This is a genomic window from Bacillus sp. ILBB4 (genome assembly GCF_035064545.1).
Lineage (GTDB): Bacteria > Bacillota > Bacilli > Bacillales > Bacillaceae_H > Priestia.
Window position 1 is genome coordinate 476,448 of the sequence record NZ_JAIQVD010000003.1, and the last position, 20,991, is coordinate 497,438.

A 20,991-nucleotide genomic window follows, 5' to 3' on the forward strand; every position below is an offset into this window, starting at 1 on the left:
ATTACTCTCATGAAACGTTCCACTGTGAAACGCTGAGTCTTTTCTGAAAGAGAAGGAAAGAGCGGAGGACCCAATTATCAGGGGTGAATCTCTTAATTGAGTAGGGTTACTTTCTTGACCCGAACCCGTCAGCTAACTTCGTAAGCGTTAAGAGAGAGGATGGTGTAATCGTGGTCGTTTTCTATAACAGCGGATAGTACGCTCCTTTCAAAATATAGGTGAAAGGAGCGTCAAGATGCATTTATGCAAATGATTCAATTGATTGAATACCGAGCAATGTGCGACCAGCAATCTTTTGATCTAGCAAACCGCTATTTGTCTACGTTAGCTAATCAAAGTTTTAAACGCAGCAGTAAAAACCATAATTAAGTCTAAAAATTAAATAACAAATATACGCTTAATCAATTATGAGCGGGGGACCCAATATTTTGTACGTATGTACTAGGGGTGAATCTCTTAACTGAGTAGGGTTACTTCCATAACCCGAATCCGACAGCTAACTCCGTAAGCGTTTTGGGAGTAAAAAAATTCGTGTCGATCACGGCTTATTTGTCGTGCATTAAACCGCGGAAGAGAACTCTCTTCTGCGGTTTTTTTAATGGGGAAAATAGGAGAGCAGGTTATGTCTGCACCGTAAAGAGGATATAGTAAGGCTTTTAAAACGAGAGCAACAATACGTGAGGATTAAACAATCAAAGATAACCTTTCGCAGCTAGCTCACTTGGGCGTGATGCTTTACGCACAGAAACAGTCACTACGCTTAATCATGGGTGGTAAGAAACAGATAGGAGGGAGCAACTTGGATATAATCATGCTTGGAACGCTTGCCATATTAACAGCTGCTATGTACGGAATTATTTGCTGGTCGTCTCATGTAGTAGACGAAAGAGAGGAGAAGTGAACATGTCGTTCATTTTGTTAGGTATTTCAGTTCTCGTTTTAATTTATTTAGTATATGTACTGTTAAATCCAGAACAATTTTAATAAGTGGAGGAATAAAACGTGGGAATTTTTCTACTATCAGTTGCGCTGCTGCTTGTTTTTGTAGCGCTTATTGCAAAGCCCGTAGGTATTTATATAGCGAATGTGTTTTCAAACGATAAAAACACTAGCTTGGTAGGGAAGATAGAATCGGTGATGTTTAAAGCGGCAGGAATTAAAGGGCATAATCAGACGTGGAAGCAATATGCACTTGCTCTCGTTTTGGCGAATACGTTTATGATTTTTGTGGTGTATCTTATCTTCCGGTTTCAAGAGGTACTGCCGCTTAACCCAAGCCACATCAAAGGAATGGATCCGGCCCTTGCTTTTAACACGGCCATTAGTTTTATGACAAATACGAACTTGCAGCACTACAGCGGTGAATCAGGTTTGTCTTATTTCTCACAGATGGCCGCCGTTGTATTTATGATGTTTGCTGCACCAGCAACAGCACTTGCGGTAGCAATCGCTTTTATTCGTGGGTTGGCAGGGAAGGAAATGGGAAACTTTTTTGTTGATTTTGTGAAATCAATTACGCATGTTTTACTTCCTATCGCTTTTATAACAGGCATTTTATTTGCGTTTTTAGGTGTTCCTCAAACGTTAAGCGGAACGGTGACTGCCCATACATTAGAAGGGGCATCCCAGCAAATAGCAAGGGGACCAGTTGCTTCTTTTCTTTCAATCAAAGAGCTAGGCAACAACGGAGGGGGATTTTTTGGTGTTAATTCAGCTCATCCATTTGAAAATCCTAATGCGTGGAGCAATGTATTACAAATCGTCCTTATGCTTTTATTGCCAACCGCACTTCCTTTTACGTACGGAAAAATGATCGGACAGCGTAAACAAGGTCGCATCTTGTTTATATCGATGAGTATGCTCTTTATTGTTATCTTAAGTACAGCGTTTGTAACAGAGTGGGGTGGCAACCCTAGACTTGATGCTTTTCATTTGAATGAAGCGAGCGGTTATATGGAAGGGAAAGAAGTTCGTTTTGGTGTCGGCATGTCAACTCTGTACGCCATCGTGACGACAGCAAGTGAAACAGGCGCAGTCAATGCCATGCACGATACCCTTACGCCTCTTACCGGGTTATTGACACTTGGAAATATGATGTTAAATACTGTATTTGGCGGTGTCGGAGCAGGATTTATGAATGTCATGATGTACGTCATCATCGCCGTATTTTTATCAGGTTTAATGGTTGGAAGAACCCCGGAATACGTAGGTAAAAAAATTGAAGGAAAAGAAATGAAGCTCATTGCCGTGACGCTTATTCTGCAGCCGCTGCTAATTTTAGGGGGAACCGCCGTAGCGCTCACTACTCATTTAGGAATGGAAGGTATATCAAACCCAGGCTTTCACGGGTTAAGCCAGGCACTGTACGAATTTACGTCGTCAGCAGCAAACAATGGATCCGGTTTTGAAGGACTCGGTGACGCAACTCCGTTTTGGAACATTTCTACGGGAATTGTTATGTATATTGGACGCTACTTCGGACTAATTACGATGCTGGCGGTATCGAGCTCACTAGCATCTAAGCAGCTTGTTCCTGAAACACCTGGGACATTTAAAACGGATACGTCTTTATTTAGCGGCATTTTAATTGGAACTACCGTTATTGTAGGGGCACTTACGTTTTTCCCGGTGCTTGTACTTGGGCCGGTTGCTGAGTATTTGACACTGTAATCAAGAAAGCGGAGGATTATAATGAATAAACGGAATTTTATGAATAATCTTGAATTAGATCGTAACAGTCACATTCAAGGTTCAGTAGATAAACAAACTTCATCGATTTTTATTCAATCAGTAAAGCAGGCTTTTATCAAGCTAAGTCCAAGAACGATGATAAAAAACCCTATCATGTTCGTAGTAGAAATCGGGTTTGTTATTACGCTTTTTTTAGCTGTTGTTCCAGACCTTTTCGGAGAAAGTACAGTAAGCGCAGGCTTTAATATTACCATATCCCTCGTTTTATTTTTCACAATTGTTTTTGCTAATTTTGCAGAAGCATTAGCAGAAGGACGAGGAAAAGCGCAGGCAAACTCATTAAAGCAATCGAAAGGTGACATTACAGCTAATAAACTTCAAAACGGGCAAATGATACAAGTTTCGGCATCGCAACTAAAAAAAGGAGACATCGTCGTCGTTTCACAAGGCGAGATGATTCCTGGAGATGGAGAAATCATTAAAGGACTGGCGTCTGTTGATGAATCGGCTATTACGGGTGAATCGGCACCTGTTATGAAAGAAGCAGGGGGAGATTTTAACTCTGTAACGGGAGGTACAAGAGTTGTCAGTGATGAAATTACAGTTAAAATTACGTGTGAGCAAGGTGAATCATTTTTAGATAAAATGATTTCGCTTGTTGAAGGAGCAGAGCGTCAAAAAACGCCAAATGAAATTGCGCTAAACACGGTTTTAACAAGTCTGACGATTATTTTCTTACTAGTTGTTGTGACGCTTCCTGTATTTACAAATTACTTACATTTTCAGCTCGACACGGCTATTTTAATTTCACTGCTCGTCTGCCTCATTCCTACGACAATTGGAGGATTATTATCGGCCATTGGAATTGCTGGGATGGACCGAGTTACTCAGTTTAACGTGATCGCCATGTCAGGAAAAGCAGTAGAAGCAGCTGGTGACATCAATACAATTATCTTAGATAAAACCGGCACCATTACGTTCGGAAACCGAATGGCTCATCAATTAACGACTGTAAAAGGCATAGACGAACGTGAACTTTACAAATGGGCGTTTGTTTCTTCTCTTTACGACGAAACGCCAGAAGGGCGCTCAGTTGTTGATTTTATTCAAAACCGTATGGGAGTAGAAGATCTTAGAAAAACGCAGGGAACATTTGTAGAATTCAAAGCTGAAACGCGAATGAGCGGTATTGACTTAGAGAATGTATCTGTACGAAAAGGAGCAGTGGACGCCGTCACGGCATGGGTAGAGTCAAAGGGCGGGAAGATTCCCTCTGATTTGCAGCAAAAAGCAAACGAAATTGCAGGAGCTGGTGGCACGCCGCTTGCCGTCGCCGATGATGATAAAATCTATGGCTTAATTTATTTAAAAGACACGGTAAAACCAGGAATGAAAGAACGCTTTGATGAACTTCGTAGAATGGGTATTAAAACGGTTATGTGTACAGGAGATAATCCGTTAACCGCTGCAACCATTGCAAAAGAAGCTGGAGTAGATGAATTTATTGCGGAATGCAAGCCAGAAGACAAGATTCAAGTAATTAAATATGAACAGCAGCAAGGAAAGCTAGTTGCTATGACAGGTGACGGGACAAACGATGCCCCTGCGCTTGCTCAAGCTGATGTTGGCTTAGCAATGAACAGCGGAACCTCAGCTGCTAAAGAAGCAGCAAATATGGTGGACTTAGATTCTGATCCCACTAAAATCATTGAAGTCGTTTCAATTGGAAAACAGCTATTAATGACAAGGGGTGCCTTAACTACATTCAGTATCGCAAACGATATTGCTAAGTATTTCGCTATTATTCCAGCCATGTTTACCTTGGCGATTCCGCAAATGGAGGCTCTTAACGTAATGAAGCTGAATTCACCTCTATCTGCCGTATTGTCAGCGCTTATTTTTAATGCGGTCATTATCCCGCTGTTAATTCCCTTAGCCATGAAGGGAATTGCGTATAAGCCGATGAGTTCTAACACCCTGCTGCGAAAAAATTTGTTCATTTACGGATTAGGTGGGGTATTGGTTCCCTTCATTGGGATTAAAGCGATTGACTTACTACTTTCATTTGTAATGTAGAGGAGAAGAAACGATGATACAAACAGAACGAATGGGAAGCATTATTGTTCGCTTAACAATTATGATGATAATTCTTTGTGGTCTTATTTATCCTGTTGTGATGACAGGCATTGCTCAGACGGCTATTCCAAGTAAAGCAAATGGCAGCTTAATCTATTCAAACAAGCATCAAGTTATCGGTTCTAAGCTGATAGGGCAGCAGTTTACGAGCAATGCATTTTTTCATGGCAGAGTCTCTAGTATTGATTATAACGGGGCAGGGTCTGGCTCGTTGAATTTAGCACCTTCAAATAAAGATCTTACGAACCGTATCGAAAGATCAGTAGCGGCGTGGAAAAAAGAAAACGAGGTACCAAAAGGCGGAATTCCAATTGATGCCGTCACAAATTCGGCTTCTGGACTCGATCCGGATATTACGCCACAAGCTGCATATGCACAAGTAGAGCGCGTAGCAAAAGCAGCGCATATTAACACCAACACGCTAAAAGAGCTGATCAAAGAACATACTCAGCAAGGAGCTTTTGGTGCAAAACGAGTAAATGTAGTAGAGCTAAATTTAGCTGTTCAACGAGAGCGCTAATTACATGCCCTCGCTTCATGTATTGAAGCGAGTGTGATAAAGGGGCCTGAACAATGAAAGAAAAAGAAGCTCATCCATACTTTCGAAGAAAAACTCCGGAAGAACTATTGCGTGAACTTCATGATCAGAAGCGCGGAAAGCTTAAACTCTACATCGGTGCGGCGCCGGGAGTAGGAAAGACGTATAAAATGCTTCAAGATGCGCACGATTTAGTCAAAGAAGGCGTAGATGTCGTAGTTGGATATGTAGAAGCACACGGGAGGAATGAGACTGAGGCGATGATCGGAAATCTAGAAGTAATCCAAAAAGAAACCATTTTTTATAAGGGAAAAGAATTACAAGAGCTTGATTTGCTGGCGATTGTAAGAAGGCGGCCAAAAGTTGTAATTATCGATGAACTCGCTCATACAAATGTGCCGACAAGCCGCCATAAAAAACGTTTTGAAGATGTTTCTTACCTGCTCAACCAAGGTATTTCAGTCATGTCAGCAATGAATATTCAGCATATGGAAAGCGTACATGATCTCGTATATGCTGTTACCCAGGTAAAAGTTCGTGAAACAGTGCCAGATTTATTTATCCAGCAAGCAGATGAAATTCAGCTTGTGGATGTTACGCCAGAACAGCTGCAAAAGCGTCTTCGTGAAGGCAAAATATACGAAGTTCATAAAATTGAACAAAGCCTGCAGTCTTTTTTTAAGCTCGCAAATCTCCATGCCCTTCGTGAATTAACGCTCAGAGAAATAGCGGATGAAGTGGACGGTAAGCTCATTCATTCCCATGAAATTGGCGTAACAGGTATTTGCGAACGCATTTTAGTATGCATTCAATACAGTGAAACAGCTGAAAAATTGATTCGAAGAGGCTGGAGAATGGCAAACCGGTTGAAAGCAGATTTGCTGCTGCTTCATGTTTTTACAGGCGAGCAAACTGAAAGGCAAAAAGCACAAATCAAAGAGTGGCAGGAATTTGCTGATCGCTTTCACGCATCGCTAATTGTTGAAGAAGCTAAAAAGCAAAAACCGGCTGCAGTGATTGTGAACGTAGCCAAGCAGTATCGCGTTACTCAAATCTTACTAGGGCAATCAGCGAGGACAAGGTGGGAAGAGATTCGAAAAGGGTCTATTGTGAATACGATTATGAGACAGACTCATAACATCGACATTCATATTGTTTCAGATTCAGCAAAGCAATGACAATAAAATGGATGTATAATAAAAGGAGAATATGAGTGAATATTGCGTTCTTTTTACTCCCCAAAAAAGAAGTCGTTACCCTGTCGACACAGTCAACTGTCCGTCAAGCATTGGAGAAAATGGAGTATCATCGCTACTCTTCTGTACCGCTCATTAACCAAAAAGGAGAATATGTAGGGACTTTGGCAGAAGGAGACTTGCTATGGAAAATAAAAAGCCTAGAGCATATAGAACTTCATGAGCTAGAACACCTACGAATTGAAGAGGTCCCAAGGCATCGCGATTATGAACCTATCACCATTAATGACGAAATGGAAAGTATTTTGTCACGCGCGTCTGAACAAAATTTTGTACCAGTTGTAGATGATCAAAATATTTTTATTGGACTCGTGCGGCGAAGAGAGATTATAGAGTATTGTATCTCTCAACTTTTTATACATGGAGAAACGCCTTTAAATGTGAAGATTTAGTTAAGTTTGCGTAAAAAACATAATTTTTACATAAAAGGTAGTCTCTTTTTATATAATTAATGTTATAATAAGAGATGTAAAGACGAAACTTGCGTAATGTAAGCCTCTAACATTTGTTAGAGGTTCTTTTTTTACATAACATAAAACATTTGATTTCAGTTCTTTCTATGATTAAGTTAGAATAAGTGTTAAAGTAAGAGGTTTCTTGCTTTTTTTCATAAGAAAAGTGAGCTGTACAAAGGAGACAAAGTATATTGACTACGGAAAAAACAAAAAGCGATCAATTACGCAGCATATTCAAAACTATTATCTTCGCTATCGCTCTAGTATTTATGATTCGCGCATTTTTATTTTCTCCGTATATTGTAGAAGGCGCTTCAATGAACCCAACGCTTCATAACGGAGAGCGTTTGTTTGTGAATAAACTGTCGTATTCGCTCCATGATATTCGCCGCGGAGATATTGTGATTATTAAAGATGAGGCTAAGAATAAGCATTATGTAAAAAGAGTAATCGGTCTGCCAGGTGAAAAAATCGAAATGAAAAAAGATCAGCTTTATATTGATGATAAAAAAGTAAGTGAACCTTATTTAAAAACGAATCGTCAAATTGCCAATAACATGGATATGGAGCTCACAGGAGATTTTGAACCCGTTCAAATACCTAAAAACGAAGTATTTGTAATGGGTGATAACCGTCTGTACAGTATGGATAGCCGCAACGGTCTAGGTCTCATTGATGAGAAACGGATTGTCGGAAAAAGCGAATTTGTATTTTACCCCATTAAAAAAATAAGAAAAACAACGTAAAAAGAAATGCCGGCGAAGGTATTTCTTTTTTTGTGCCTATGTCTACTCGGCTTCTAGATGGGCAAGCTAAGGAAAAAAGGTGTGAATTAATTGAAGACAGCCTATGAAAAATTATTTAAACATTTTAAATTTGTTGATGCTCTTGAGATGAAAAACCGATTAGCAATGGGACCTATACTCACATACGCTTCACGGGAAAACGGAGAAATATCCGATATCGATCTGACTTTTTACGAAAAACGAGTAGGGGGCGTCAGTACGGTAATTGTCGGCCCCGCGTTTATCACAGAAAATGGCCAAGTAGCACATGGTCAAATCGGCATTCATCGTGATCAGGTCATACGAAAGCTTCATCAACTAACTCAAATGATTCATAGGAGAGGAGCTAAAGCGATTCTTCAACTATCGCACGGGGGAAGAAAGTGCGTAGAAATGAAAAATAAATGGCAAGCCATTAGCCCAAGTGAAAAGCCTCATAAACGTAAAGGCAAAAAGCCTGTTCAAATGAACGAGCGCGATATAACTTATATTGTTCAAGCGTTTGGCGAAGCTACCACTAGAGCTATGGAAGCAGGATTTGACGGAGTGGAAATTGACGGAGGAAATGAATGTTTACTGCAGCAGTTTATGTCAAGGCAAGCCAATGAACGAAGCGATTCTTATGGGGGAAGCGCAGAAAACCGCTTCACTTTTGCACTTGAAGTTATTCGTGAAGTGACGCGTCGAGCAGCACATGCGGGCAAACCATTTATTGTGGGGTATACATTAGCGCCTAAAGAAAAAGGCTATTTAGGAAATAAAGTGGAAGATACATTTGAGTGGATTGATCGTCTTGTTCATACAGAAATTGATTATTTACATATCAGTGATTTGCATGAATCTACCTTGGATAGTGAAGAAAATCGTTCACTTCTTTCTTCGATTATTAAGCACGTCAATCACCGTGTCCCTCTTGTAGGTACAGGAGGACTTACAGCAACAGAAGTAGCAGAAGCTTTTGAGCAAGGTCTGGCTTTAATTACGATTGAACAAGCATTAGTCGTACAGCCAGATTGGGTAGAAAAAGTGATAAATAGCGACGAGCCTGCTTCTATGGATATGACGTCATTAGATAAAGATGTGAGTTTGCCTCCTGAAGTGCTGGCTCATTGGAAAGACATGCATAAAAACGACCGCCCTTATTAAGTGAGCGGTCGTTTTTATGTGGTTGACTTAACAAGAAGAATTTTATTTTACTGATACTATAACCAAGCAGCATACATAGACTAAAAGAAAAAATCAAAAACACAGTTGACTTCTAGGAATAGTTAGGATTACAATATAAACAACTTATTCATAAAACGGACAGCTGATCGGACATACCGAAGGCTTCTAGCAAACAACTGTTGGAGGCCTTTTTGCGCTTTCTAACAGAAGATGAAAGTGGAGGGACAACATGAAAAAGTTAATTACGTTTGCACTTATTGGCTTTTTAGCTCAGTTAATTGATGGATCACTCGGAATGGCATACGGGGTGACATCAACTACGCTGCTTTTAACGTTTGGAATTGCACCAGCTGTGGCTTCCGCATCTGTTCACTTAGCAGAAGTTGTAACAACAGCAGCTTCTGGTGTTTCACATATTAAATTTGGAAACGTAGATAAATCGATGGTGTTAAAACTAATTATCCCAGGTTCCATCGGAGCTTTTTTAGGAGCCTGCTTTCTAAGTAATTTACCTGGAGATGCAGTAAGGCCTTACGTTTCAACATTCTTATTGCTCCTAGGAGTTTATGTGTTATTTCGTTTTTTATTTACGTTTAAAACAAACGAAGAAAAGAGCACCAAACCTTTATCGACGAAGCAGTCCATTCCGTTGGGATTAATTGCTGGATTTGCTGATGCTACAGGAGGAGGAGGCTGGGGGCCGATAGCAACGCCTGTATTGCTAGCTAAAAAAGGCACAACAGCCCGGAAAGTCGTTGGAACCGTGGATACAAGTGAATTTGCTATTGCCGTCTCGGCTACACTTGGCTTTTTAATTTCTCTTGGCTGGGAGCAGGTAAACTGGTTCTGGGTAGGCGCCCTTATGATTGGCGGAATTATCGCGGCTCCGATTGCTGCATGGTTTGTTCGTATTATCCCGGCTCACTTGCTTGGTTCACTTGTTGGTGGATTTATCATTTTAACAAATGCTCGAACACTCTTAAACACATGGGTATCCAGCAGCTCAACTCAGATAGCTGTATATGCATTCATACTTATTGTGTGGGCCGCAGCGATCATTTACTCACTGTTACAAGGAAAAAAATATAATCAAAATCGAAACGTAGAAGTTTCGTAATAAAGAGGATGGAATAAAAGTAGCTTAGTTAAAGGAAGATCTGAACGCATTTGATTCTTGATGGAGAATCAAATGCGTTCAGATTTTTTTATGGTTAGAGTGAAGGTAGTTTCATGTATGTAGTGGTTTCTAGCTGTTGGTTGGAGGGCAAGGCGAGGACTCCTGCGTGAAAATCGGAACAGATGAGACCCGGCAGGAGCGGCCGCCCTCGGAAAGCGCAGCCTTGTACGGAAATCAACAGCGGTGTAACAAGGGATCCATGCTAGCGTATTATCCCATTTGTTCGTCTTTAGATTGGGGTGATTTCGTTATGTCTCAATCTCTTTTATTATCTGAATTCCGTAAAATAGAGAAGCGTAGATATTTTTTTTGCGTCTTATGATACAATAGACGAGTTCATTCATGAGTGGGAATACTTTCTAACACATATAAAATTCATTGAATCGTCGAGGTGTGAAGAGTAAGTGGTCTATTTTATTTTAGTATTAGTAGCAGCTATCGAAGTAATTGTCTTATTGATTAATCGACCTGTATTTGCAAACATTCCGTATGTTCAAGTATATATTGTTCCTTTGTTAGTAGTAATTGTCATCACGATGTTGCTTTCGCGAAATCCAAAGAGATTTATGCGGTGGTTTAAACAAGGGCTTATTACGATTTCAGTCGTTGTGCTTGTATTCGTACCGGTTCTCTATGCCAAAAATCTCCCGCTGTATGGTTATAATGAAGCAAAAAAAATGCTTGCGCAAAGAGAACAGCTCTTGCTAAGTCAGTTCCAAAAAGGAAAATACGTATATCCAGCAAAAGACAGCCCTAAAAAATACCGTTATCTATTTAAAGTCAATCGTGGAAACGGCATGCTTGAATATGTATTCGACCCATACACAGGCGGTTATGAAGTTGTGACAGATGTGATAAGAAAATAAAGGTTTAGCTTATCTAAAGCTAAGCCTTTTAATATGAGAAAAATTGAAACTTTTTGAAAATCTGTACGTATTTATTAAAGAACGTTCACAAAAAAGTCACAAAAGGAGTTGCATAATGGGAAAGTTAGAATACCGACTGCTAAAGCCTGATGATACATTTGTATCTATTTATCACTATCAATCTATTGAACTTGAACAAATTTTAGCAAGAAGAGAATGCGAATTTTTTGTTAAAGAAGGAGTAACGTATAAACAAACTTCATCTGCAGTCGAAGATGATATACATATTATTTATGTAAAAGAACATGAACATGGACCGAAAGAGCAAGCAGAAGATGATCACAGAGAGATTACATTAGAAGTCCGCGAACTGAATTCTCTTCGAGGACATCCGATTTTATTCGTCTCTTCATTTCATACGCATTTGGACGTATTAAGCTATATCGGAACAGTTTATACATACTACAATGGACTGGAATGGGAAAGAGACTCTGCGGAAATTGATGAAGATCGCAGCGTGTACAGTTTATATGTAACAAAAACAGGCGTAACGTATGAAGGGGGAAAGGCGTAATGTCAAAAACAAAAAAAATGATGGCCGGGGTTTTGACCACAGCTTTAATGACATCGCTCGTTGCCTGTGGTTCAACTGATCAGGCAAGACCAGCTAAACCGAAAGATAAATCGTGTGACAAGTGGAAATGGGATGAAGATACCCAAACGTACTACTGTTCAGATTCTTCTTCTTCCCACAGCGGCTCATATTATCACGGAGGCCGCTACTACGTCTCTAAAAAACAGCTGACCTCATCATCGGCCTATAAATCATTTAAATCAAGCAGCTCGTATAAATCTGGAATTGGGAGCGGCTCTAAAGGCGGTTTTGGCGGGTAATGCATAAAGAAAAGCGAGAAATGTTTTATAAAGAAATTGAAGATTTTTGGCACGATTTATACGGAACAGAGTATGCTCTTTATGACGTACATATAGAGTCTTCTCATATCATTGGTTCTATTAAAGAAGCTTCAAATCAAATCGGGGAATTATTTTTTAAAACTGCACCTTTACTTCGTTCGTTAGATGATCAGACGCTTTTTTCTTTAGGATTTCCAAAAGACAGCCTCCCGTACCTACGACTGAAAACGATGGAAACAGAAAGTGTGATTTCGCGCCTTGATTTTGCTGTTACGACTGATCAAATCAAGCTTTTAGAACTAAATGCGGATACGCCTACGTTCATTAAAGAATTATTTCATGTAAATGAGTTAGTCTGTCGTCATTTTCAAGTGCAAAACCCTAATAAGCTTGAGGAAGAAAAGCTTGCTTTAGCATTAAAACACGCCATTTTTGAAGCTTATAACGAGCTCGATAGAACGAACTATCCAAACGTCGTTTTTTCTTCTCATGATACACATGAAGAAGATAAGCTAACGACTCTTTATTTAATGAAGCTAGCCGATGTAGATGCTACATACGTTCCATTATCGCAGCTTCGAATTGTCCCTTCCTCTACAGTGGAAGAAGGTGAACATATAGAAGCGGGCGTGTATGATCAATATGGACAAAAAATAGACGTACTTTATCGCCAAACTTATCCGCTTGAACATTTAATTGAAGATGAAGATCCGAGCACGCATGAAAAAGTCGGACACATGCTTTTAACATTGGCACAGCAAAAAAAAGTAGCCATAATCAACCCGCCTTCTGCATTTTTACTGCAGTCCAAAGCCGTGCAAGCACTCATTTGGGCTTTGTATGAACAACATCACCCTTTCTTCACTAAAGAAGAGCATCACATCATTGAAACGTACTTTTTACCAACGTATTTAGAAGAAGATCCATTTATTGAAAGAAAACAAGCATTTGTGAAGAAACCATCTTTTGGTCGTGAGGGAGATACCGTTGAAATTTATAATGAAGATGGAATCAAAATAGACGAAGATCAGCATAAAACATATCAAGAATACACGGCTGTGTATCAACAGTTTATTCCATTGCCAACTGCAACGATGAAGACTCAAACGCAAACAATAGAGGCTCATATCATGTACGGGTGCTTTTTATTAAATGGAAAAGCAAGCGCATTAGGAATACGAGCTGGAAATCAAATTACGGATAACGAATCGTATTATTTGCCGATTGGATTAAAATGAAAAGGGGAATAAAAATGACACAATGGATTGATTGGGCTAGTATAGGGAGTTTTTTATCTCACGTAGCGGTAGGGTTAGGGCTATTATTTATCGGAGTTATGGTATTTGAATTAACAACAAAGTTTAATGACCGTGAACTCATAAAAAAAGGCAATGTGGCGGTCGCTTTGAAGTTATGGGGAAAAGGAATTGGGCTTGCTATTGTCATTTTTACTGTATGGAGCAACAGCTTAAATTTGGTAGATGCAACTCTTTGGGGAGTAGTAGGTATCATTACTCAAGTAGTGGCATATTGGGTTATTGAATTTATCATGACGCCTAAAACGAGCCTAGCCAAAAAAGTAGAAGAAGGAAATGTAGCGGTTGGAGTAACTCTTTTTGCAGCGTCGGTTGCCGTCGGCCTTATTGTGGCCGGAAGCTTAACATATTAAAAGAAAGCGATTCCTGTTTTACGGGGAATCGCTTTTTTTATGTCCAGATTGCTCGTGTTCACTTAGTAATAATGTACGTGTATTTTCACGATCGGCACGAACAATTTTTTGCTGTGTGTAAAGCGGAATGACAAAGAGCAAAATAAATAAAAAAACATAGCTCATTTTTGTTATCCTCCCATGTAAATTGTAAACGCCTGCTAATAGTGTGTGACAAACAATACGTAAATATAGCATATTTGATTGGATAAACTGGAAAAAATTGAGGGATACAAAAAGAATATAATCTTACCTTCAACAAAAACTAAAAGCAGTATAGAGGCACGTCTTTTATTAAGAAAGGAGTTGGGAAAAGTGAAAAGGTGGCTCATTTTGTGCTTAATGATTATAATCGCAGCTGGATGTGGACGCCCAGATGAAACGTCTCAACCGAGCATTTTCCTTATACCAGAAGGGTACAAAGGATGGGTTATGGTCGAATATGACAAAGATAACGGAAATCCCAGCAAGACAGAAGGAGACTACATTGTATTTAAAGTAAATGACCAGGGAGTCGGGAAAACCAAAACGCTTTTAAGCGGCGGCGGCTGGGCAAGAAATAAATATTTCTATGTAAATAAAAATGGAGAGCGAAAGCAATTGAAGCAGGGGAAGATGATTCATGGAACGACTCAAGGTAACAAAAATCATACGGTAACCTACTTTTTCGTCGGCACCGCAAAAGAGTTCGATAAGGCCGGAGACTATCGAAGAAAACTTACCGAAGAAAGTTCTTCGTAAAAAAAGAAACGTTGCCTCTTCGGCAATGTTTCTTTTCTATCTTCATTTGAATGTGCAAAAGACGGTGTCTTTTAAACGTTGAATTTCGTTTAATGCTTCTTTCTGCTTATGAATTACCCAATCTGGCAATGAATGTTCAACCGACAGCTCGTCGAAACAAGCCCCGCATGTTTTAACTTCAATATAAGATTCAATATACTGAAGGTGATCTAAGTTATAAGCCCAAAGTCGACGTTCAGGGCATATCGTTTCTAAGTAAAGCGGAAGCTGAAAAAAAGGATCTACTGCTTCAGAAAGTTCTAACGGTCCTTGGCTATCAGCATTGGTTACGTCTAGATAACCGCAGTGAGGACACGTGCATGAGTGCGTTGACCCACTCAATTTTTTATCCAGTTTTACAACTCGCGCACATAGTTCGCAGTTTGGACATTTTACTAAGATAAAATCAAGGAACTTATCTAAAAATTGTTGCTGTATTACTTGCTGATTTGTCATTTTTTGTACCTCTAACTGTCAAACTTTTTTTAGTTACGAAAATAAATCATGAAACCTACATACTATTCATAACACATGATGGGGGTTAAAACAACAAAAACCCTTTTCGACAGAAGGGTTGTATGATATAGTATGACAAATCAGAATAAATAAAGAAAAATGGTGAGAAAAAATGAGTCAAAACGAACAATGGACCTCAAAACTCGGCTTTATCTTGGCATCTGCCGGTTCCGCGATTGGAATCGGAGCCATTTGGAAACTGCCTTATGTAGCCGGAACAAGCGGAGGAGGGGCCTTTTTTTTACTGTTTATCTTGTTTACAGCAATTATTGGTTTGCCGCTTTTGCTTGCTGAATTTGTACTAGGTAGACATACACAAAAGGAAGCAATTCGTGCTTATGATGCAGTTGCTCCCGATTCTCTATGGAAAGGAATCGGGTATTTAGGTGTGATTACATGCTTCATTTTATTATCTTTCTATAGTGTAGTAGGAGGATGGATTTTACAATATATTTTTGCCAGCGTCACGGGTCAGCTGAATGGAGTAAGTGACTACGGGAGTTTATTTAACTCGACCATTGCTAATCCAACAAGTGCTGTTATCTCTCAATTTGTTTTTCTTCTTTTAACAATTGTTGTAGTCGCAAGAGGCATTCAAAATGGTATTGAAAAAGCAAACAAAATTTTAATGCCTGCTCTCTTTATTTTATTTATTATTATCATTATTCGTTCTTTAACATTAGACGGGGCGATGGAAGGCGTATCTTTCTTTTTGTATCCAGATTTTTCAAAGCTTACATCCCAAACGATTTTGTTTGCCATGGGACAAGCATTCTTTTCGCTTAGCGTAGGCGTTTCAGTTATGGTTACGTACAGTTCGTATCTATCTAAGCAGCAAAACTTGCCAAAATCGGCTATTTCAATTTCAGCGTTAAATATTTTGATTTCTTTACTAGCAGGACTGGCAATTTTCCCTGCGGTCTTCTCAATGGGTGTAAAACCGACGGAAGGACCAGGTCTTTTATTCATTGTATTGCCTTCTATTTTTGAACAGCTTCCGTTCGGAATTGTGTTTCAAACTTTCTTTTTGGCGCTGTTTTTATTTGCCACTTTGACATCTGCGTTTTCGATGTTAGAAATTATTGTTGCTTCTTTAGCCAAAGGAGAGCAGCACAAGCGTATAAAGCTATCTTGGATTTCGGGCTTGCTAATCTTCGTGGTAGGAATACCTTCAGCGCTATCGTATGGTTTATTAAGTGACGTATCGATCTTTGGAGAAAGCATCTTTGACGCTTTCGATTTTCTTGTAAGTAATATCCTTATGCCACTAGGTGCTCTTTTAATCGCCATCTTTGTTCCTTGGAAAATGAAAAAAGATGTGCTAATTGAAGAATTTAAGCACGGTTCAGCGAATGTGAAGCGCTGGTTCTCTTTATGGCTTCTTGCTATTCGATACATTGCACCTGTTTTAATTATCATTGTATTTCTTAATATGCTAGGCTTTATCTAACGAAAAAACGCTGTTAAAACGCTTGGTTTTAACAGCGTTTTTTTGAAGGAAGAGGAGGAGTATGATGCTTGATTTCTTGTATGATATGTTTGTAGGGGCAGGGGTATTTATTTTATTAATAATTCTGTTGCTAGTAGCGAGAACTTCAGGGAAACGCAAGAAATAGGCGGGTATAATTCCCAGTGTAAAAACCCCAAAAAAGACTAACACCACAGAATTAAACTATGATAATATATTATCCTATGAGCATAATCAATGCTCACATATGTTGTGATGAAGCGTTTTTTTAGAAAGAGGGATCATCTTGAGTGGAGAAGTTCTTGTCAAGATTTTATCTCAAGCGTATGAACAAAAAAAGACATTACCAATCGTCTCATTCTCGTCTTTTTTTGAACAAAAAAAGGTGGGCTTTCGTTTAAATAACGATGTGTCCGCTGATATTATCTACCATACGCTTATGTGTATTCAGAGAAAAACGTGTGTCCAAGATGTGTTAGTGGAAGTACTAAAAGTTGATAGTCCAAACAATGACGGGGCATTTTCTGATTGTGTATATATTTTAGCAAATGGTACAAAACAGCAAGTGAAAGAATGGGTTCAACCCTTACATCCTAAAAGAGTGAAACAAGGATATCAGCACGGGACACCCATTGATGCGCCACAGTTAAAAAATGACTACCACGTGTTTGCCGTTACTTGGTCATAAGCGTTTAACCCAAAAAACATCCTGCTGTCGCTGCAGGATGTTTTTTGTTAATAAGGATGAGCATCGTGACCTTTTTCATTAGCTTCTTCTACCGCATCAGCAGCTTTGTTGCTTCCTAAGGGTGAACCGCCTTCTTTTGGCAATTTCCCGTATGTAGGAGTCATTTCTGCTCCCATTTCAATTTCTAGGGAACCATCATCATGCGTCAGAAGACCAATGCCATTTGCTACTCGATTGCCGTAGTCAAAATCACATTGAGTTAAAAGCTCAATCATCTTTGTTTGAACGGTATGGTGACAACATTTTAAGCCGTCTACTAAATTTTGAATAAGCTCATCACGTTCCCAGTCCTCTAGTAAACGATAGCGTTCACCAGCTTGCTTAAAGTCATTTGTACGATCAATTTTTTCTTTTTTTACATTTCCTTCAACATAAGGCTGATGAGGTTTTGGATGGTCATGCGCTTCTTGAAGACCTCCAAGGGAAGAAGGCTCGTAATTCACGTGCGGGTTCTGACCTGGAGCAGCATCTACATGATAGGCCATTTGACCGTCGCGTTGATTTGTTGCTACATGTTTTTTCGGCGCGTTAATAGGCAGCTGCAAGTAGTTTGTTCCCACCCGGTGACGCTGCGTGTCGGAATAGGAAAACGTTCTTCCTTGCAGCATTTTATCATCAGAAAAATCTAGTCCGTCTACAAGTACACCCGTACCAAATGCGACTTGCTCCGTTTCAGCAAATACGTTGTTTGGATTTTTATCTAGGACCATTTTACCTACTGGGAGAAATGGAAATTGGTCTTCCGGCCAAATTTTCGTGTCATCAAGCGGATCAAAATCCAGTTCAGGATGCTCTCCATCTTCCATGATTTGTATACAAAGTTCCCACTCGGGGTAGTTACGGCTCTCAATCGCTTCATACAAGTCTTGAGTGGCGTGACTGATATTTTTAGCTTGAATTTCTTCTGCTTGCTTTTGGGTCAAATTTTTAATTCCTTGTTTTGGTTCCCAATGGTATTTCACAAGAAACGCATCGCCATCTTTGTTTACCCACTTATATGTATTAACACCGGAACCTTGCATTTGCCGATAGTTAGCAGGTATTCCCCAAGGTGAAAATAAAAAAGTAATCATATGCATAGCCTCAGGGGTGTGAGAAATAAAATCAAAAATACGCTCGGTATCTTGACGGTTTGTCACAGGATCGGGCTTAAAAGCATGAATCAAATCAGGGAATTTAATAGCATCGCGGATAAAAAATATTTTAAGGTTATTTCCTACTAAGTCCCAGTTTCCGTCTTCTGTGTAGAACTTTACAGCAAACCCCCTTGGGTCTCGCATTGTTTCTGGAGAGTCCTTTCCATGAGTTACGGTAGAAAATCTGACAAAAACGGGCGTCTGTTTGCCTGCTCCTGAAAAAACTTTTGCGCGGGTGTATTTTTCAACGGGCTCGTCTCCAAGCTTTCCGTACGTTTCAAAATATCCGTGAGCTCCCGTTCCCCGGGCATGAACAACACGTTCCGGTATACGTTCACGATCAAAATGCGAAAGCTTTTCAATCAGCTGGTAATTTTCAAGAGTAGCAGGTCCTCTGTTGCCTACCGTTCGAGAATTTTGGTTATCACGAATGGGGTGACCTTGACGCGTCGTAAGCGTCTGCTCGTTTTCTCCGGCTGCATAGCGTTGGTCCTCCGAGTCACCTGATCCGCTAACATTTGTACCATGAATGCCTTTATGGCTCATAAAATAATCCTCCTTGTTTCAAACATAACAAGACTATTTTTTTCAGCCTTCGCTTTTTTATTCATTAATATGGAAAAAATATAAATTTTTAGAAGAAAAGCTGTTTTACTAAAGAGGGGAACAAGTCCGCTAAACGAATAAATTTTAAAAAAGTTTCACATTTCAAAAAAAAATAAATTGTTTTTTTTGAAATATAAAGATAATGTTACGGGTGATTTTTTACCTATTATTAGTGTAGGAAAAGGAATAATATTGGAATATATTAGCTTTTTTGTCGAACTTATTAAGTGTTAAACGACAATAAACTACGACAATATACACCATACAGCTGCGCTACTGTCGTTTCCTGTAACATAAATGTAATATTAGTGATGTTATTTTGTAATAATGTGTTGTTACAATGTAAACGTCTTATAGATTAGTAGATTATGGCATTGGAGGAACCTTTTTTTATGAAAAAGTTGATATATTCGTTAGCGTTATGTGGATCTTTAACAGTAGTACCTACAATTAGTGAAGCTGCTTTAGGAGATGCTACGCTGCACCCAGGAACAAGTAATTCAGATGTGAAAGAATTACAGCAAAAATTAAAAAACAAAGGTTATTTTACATACGGTACAACAACAAACTATTACGGTTCAATCACGACTAGCGCAGTAAAGTCGTTTCAGCGTGCAAATGGTTTATCTGCAGATGGTATTGCAGGTCCATCTACATTTAATAAGCTGCTAGGAAGCGGAAGTTCATCAATTAGCTCAAGTTCATTGCTGCGCGTTGGTTCAACTGGACCAAACGTACAATCTTTACAGCAGCAGCTAAAGAATAAAGGTTATTTTAAAGGAACTACGACTCAATACTTCGGTTCAATTACAAAAAATGCAGTAATGGCATTTCAACGTGCAAACGGACTGTCTGTGGACGGAATTGCGGGTCCAGCTACGTTAAGCAAATTAAAAAATGGCGGTTCTAGCGCTTCAACTGGTGGTTCTAGCTCTAGCAACTCAACTATTTTACGTCAAGGTATGAAAGGTTCAGCAGTAAGCAGCCTTCAGCAAAAACTAAAAAATAAAGGTTACTTCTCAGCTGGTGTAACAGGCTACTTTGGCTCAATTACAACAAGTGCAGTAAAATCATTTCAACGTGCAAATGGTTTATTAGTAGACGGAGAAGCGGGTCCAGATACGCTGAATAAATTAAATTCAAGCAGCTCTAGCAGCTCAAAACCTTCAACATCAACAGGAAGCAGCACAAGCTCAAGCTCAGCTTCAAAAGTTATTTCATATGGTAAACGTTTTATGGGAACACCTTATGTTTGGGGTGGAGCTGCGCCTGGAGGCTTTGATTGCAGTGGTTACCTTAACTATGTATATCGCAATGCAGTAGGTGTAAGTCTTCCTCGTACAGTTGCTAGCATCTATCAAACTGGTACGCGTGTAAGTTCACCTCAGCCTGGCGATATCGTTTTCTTTGAAACGTACCAACCAGGAGCTAGTCATGCTGGAATTTATATCGGGAACGGTCAATTCATGCATGCAGGTTCTTCAACAGGCGTGACAATCACATCACTAAGCAACTCTTACTGGTCAAAACGTTACTTAGGAGCAAAGCGTTACCTATAAGAGTGTAACAAAAAGGAGTAGTTGCAGAACTATTCCTTTTTTCTATGCAACATAAACGTAAAAGTAGGAAATTTTTGCGCGATTTGGTATGATAACTAGGGAACAAATAAAAGGAGTGTATAACATGGCTATTGTAGATGTAACCATTATTCCGGTAGGTACGGAAACGCCAAGCGTGAGTCAGTACGTAGCTGATATTCAAAAAGTGTTGGCCAAGCATGAAGATGAAATTACATATCAATTAACCCCTATGAATACATTGATTGAAGGGGAATTAAGCACGCTGCTAAAAATTGTTCAAGAGATGCATGAAGTACCTTTTGAAAATGGTATTCAGCGCGTATGTACAAATTTACGAATTGATGATCGCCGTGATAAAGAAAATCATACGATGGCTGGGAAATTACAATCAGTACAGTCTAAATTAAAAGCAAAATAAATAATATGCAATACAATAAAAAACGCTTGAGTATCCACTCAGGCG

Annotated in this window: 23 protein-coding genes and 2 riboswitches; of the genes, 20 read left to right on the forward strand and 3 right to left on the reverse strand. The window is 39.4% G+C overall.

From position 1 onward, the window contains the following. Positions 1–20: 20 nt before the first annotated feature. Positions 21–163, forward strand: a riboswitch (cyclic di-AMP (ydaO/yuaA leader). Between the two features lie 80 nt (positions 164–243). The 15 genes from LAV82_RS14650 to LAV82_RS14720 all read left to right on the forward strand — a co-directional run bounded on the left by LAV82_RS14650 (position 244) and on the right by LAV82_RS14720 (position 13,655). Beyond that, positions 244–369, forward strand: a complete 126-nt coding sequence (locus tag LAV82_RS14650) for a hypothetical protein (protein ID WP_499716329.1) — start codon at positions 244–246, stop codon at positions 367–369. A 15-nt stretch (positions 370–384) separates the two neighbouring features. Further along, positions 385–525: riboswitch (cyclic di-AMP (ydaO/yuaA leader) on the forward strand. Positions 526–903: 378 nt separating this feature from the next. Then, entirely contained in the window at positions 904–984 is an 81-nt protein-coding gene (gene kdpF / locus LAV82_RS14655) for a K(+)-transporting ATPase subunit F (RefSeq protein WP_063611563.1), read from the forward strand. A gap of 24 nt (positions 985–1,008) precedes the next feature. Continuing rightward, on the forward strand, positions 1,009–2,670 hold the full coding sequence (gene kdpA, locus LAV82_RS14660) for a potassium-transporting ATPase subunit KdpA (RefSeq protein WP_170959532.1): 1,662 nt from the start codon (positions 1,009–1,011) through the stop codon (positions 2,668–2,670). Positions 2,671–2,691: 21 nt separating this feature from the next. Beyond that, positions 2,692–4,767, forward strand: a complete 2,076-nt coding sequence (gene kdpB / locus LAV82_RS14665; protein WP_499716330.1) for a potassium-transporting ATPase subunit KdpB — start codon at positions 2,692–2,694, stop codon at positions 4,765–4,767. Positions 4,768–4,780: 13 nt separating this feature from the next. Further along, positions 4,781–5,347 (forward strand): potassium-transporting ATPase subunit KdpC, encoded by a 567-nt coding sequence (kdpC, locus tag LAV82_RS14670; RefSeq protein WP_029322673.1) that lies wholly within the window; start codon positions 4,781–4,783, stop codon positions 5,345–5,347. 53 nt (positions 5,348–5,400) lie between these two features. After that, entirely contained in the window at positions 5,401–6,543 is a 1,143-nt protein-coding gene (gene kdpDN / locus LAV82_RS14675) for a KdpD-like non-kinase potassium sensor (protein ID WP_013057722.1), read from the forward strand. 35 nt (positions 6,544–6,578) lie between these two features. Then, positions 6,579–7,013 (forward strand): CBS domain-containing protein, encoded by a 435-nt coding sequence (locus tag LAV82_RS14680; RefSeq protein WP_057273481.1) that lies wholly within the window; start codon positions 6,579–6,581, stop codon positions 7,011–7,013. Between the two features lie 254 nt (positions 7,014–7,267). After that, a complete protein-coding gene (gene lepB, locus LAV82_RS14685) occupies positions 7,268–7,822 on the forward strand; it encodes a signal peptidase I (protein WP_013057720.1) in 555 nt (184 codons plus the stop codon). 90 nt (positions 7,823–7,912) lie between these two features. Continuing rightward, positions 7,913–9,007, forward strand: coding sequence for an oxidoreductase (locus tag LAV82_RS14690; protein WP_499716331.1), 1,095 nt, complete (start codon positions 7,913–7,915; stop codon positions 9,005–9,007). A 250-nt stretch (positions 9,008–9,257) separates the two neighbouring features. Next, a complete protein-coding gene (locus LAV82_RS14695) occupies positions 9,258–10,145 on the forward strand; it encodes a sulfite exporter TauE/SafE family protein (RefSeq protein ID WP_211077909.1) in 888 nt (295 codons plus the stop codon). A 464-nt stretch (positions 10,146–10,609) separates the two neighbouring features. After that, a complete protein-coding gene (locus LAV82_RS14700) occupies positions 10,610–11,071 on the forward strand; it encodes a hypothetical protein (RefSeq protein ID WP_499716332.1) in 462 nt (153 codons plus the stop codon). A 115-nt stretch (positions 11,072–11,186) separates the two neighbouring features. Then, complete coding sequence (locus LAV82_RS14705; protein ID WP_211077910.1) at positions 11,187–11,645, forward strand: hypothetical protein; 459 nt, start codon at positions 11,187–11,189, stop codon at positions 11,643–11,645. Beyond that, on the forward strand, positions 11,645–11,965 hold the full coding sequence (locus tag LAV82_RS14710; protein WP_211077911.1) for a hypothetical protein: 321 nt from the start codon (positions 11,645–11,647) through the stop codon (positions 11,963–11,965). The genes LAV82_RS14705 and LAV82_RS14710 overlap by 1 nt, the downstream gene beginning before the upstream one ends. Continuing rightward, positions 11,965–13,224: a glutathionylspermidine synthase family protein gene (locus LAV82_RS14715; RefSeq protein ID WP_211077912.1), complete on the forward strand. Its 1,260-nt coding sequence runs from the start codon at positions 11,965–11,967 to the stop codon at positions 13,222–13,224. The genes LAV82_RS14710 and LAV82_RS14715 overlap by 1 nt, the downstream gene beginning before the upstream one ends. Positions 13,225–13,238: 14 nt before the next feature. Next, a complete protein-coding gene (locus LAV82_RS14720) occupies positions 13,239–13,655 on the forward strand; it encodes a DUF350 domain-containing protein (RefSeq protein WP_013057713.1) in 417 nt (138 codons plus the stop codon). Between the two features lie 18 nt (positions 13,656–13,673). Here the strand turns inward: LAV82_RS14720 and LAV82_RS14725 are convergent, their stop codons facing one another. Then, positions 13,674–13,820 (reverse strand): hypothetical protein, encoded by a 147-nt coding sequence (locus tag LAV82_RS14725; RefSeq protein ID WP_016764718.1) that lies wholly within the window; start codon positions 13,818–13,820, stop codon positions 13,674–13,676. 189 nt (positions 13,821–14,009) lie between these two features. Between LAV82_RS14725 and LAV82_RS14730 the strand changes: the two genes are divergently transcribed. Continuing rightward, entirely contained in the window at positions 14,010–14,435 is a 426-nt protein-coding gene (locus LAV82_RS14730; protein WP_013057712.1) for a DUF6843 domain-containing protein, read from the forward strand. Positions 14,436–14,477: 42 nt separating this feature from the next. Here the strand turns inward: LAV82_RS14730 and LAV82_RS14735 are convergent, their stop codons facing one another. After that, positions 14,478–14,930, reverse strand: a complete 453-nt coding sequence (locus tag LAV82_RS14735) for a hypothetical protein (RefSeq protein ID WP_013057711.1) — start codon at positions 14,928–14,930, stop codon at positions 14,478–14,480. Positions 14,931–15,102: 172 nt separating this feature from the next. Between LAV82_RS14735 and LAV82_RS14740 the strand changes: the two genes are divergently transcribed. Together LAV82_RS14740 and LAV82_RS14745 are read left to right on the forward strand one after the other, a co-directional pair. Beyond that, positions 15,103–16,440 carry a sodium-dependent transporter gene (locus LAV82_RS14740; RefSeq protein ID WP_499716333.1) on the forward strand — a complete coding sequence of 446 codons (1,338 nt, stop codon included), beginning with the start codon at positions 15,103–15,105 and terminating at the stop codon, positions 16,438–16,440. A 304-nt stretch (positions 16,441–16,744) separates the two neighbouring features. Next, complete coding sequence (locus LAV82_RS14745) at positions 16,745–17,146, forward strand: YfbO family protein (RefSeq protein ID WP_013057709.1); 402 nt, start codon at positions 16,745–16,747, stop codon at positions 17,144–17,146. Positions 17,147–17,193: 47 nt separating this feature from the next. On the opposite strand, the gene LAV82_RS14750 is transcribed toward LAV82_RS14745, so the two are convergent. Next, positions 17,194–18,888: a catalase gene (locus LAV82_RS14750; protein ID WP_499716334.1), complete on the reverse strand. Its 1,695-nt coding sequence runs from the start codon at positions 18,886–18,888 to the stop codon at positions 17,194–17,196. 452 nt (positions 18,889–19,340) lie between these two features. Here LAV82_RS14750 and LAV82_RS14755 point away from each other — a divergent pair, with 452 nt between their 5' ends. Beyond that, positions 19,341–20,507, forward strand: a complete 1,167-nt coding sequence (locus tag LAV82_RS14755; protein WP_016764712.1) for a C40 family peptidase — start codon at positions 19,341–19,343, stop codon at positions 20,505–20,507. A 124-nt stretch (positions 20,508–20,631) separates the two neighbouring features. Then, positions 20,632–20,946, forward strand: a complete 315-nt coding sequence (locus LAV82_RS14760) for an MTH1187 family thiamine-binding protein (protein WP_013057706.1) — start codon at positions 20,632–20,634, stop codon at positions 20,944–20,946. The last annotated feature ends 45 nt before the right edge of the window (positions 20,947–20,991 follow it).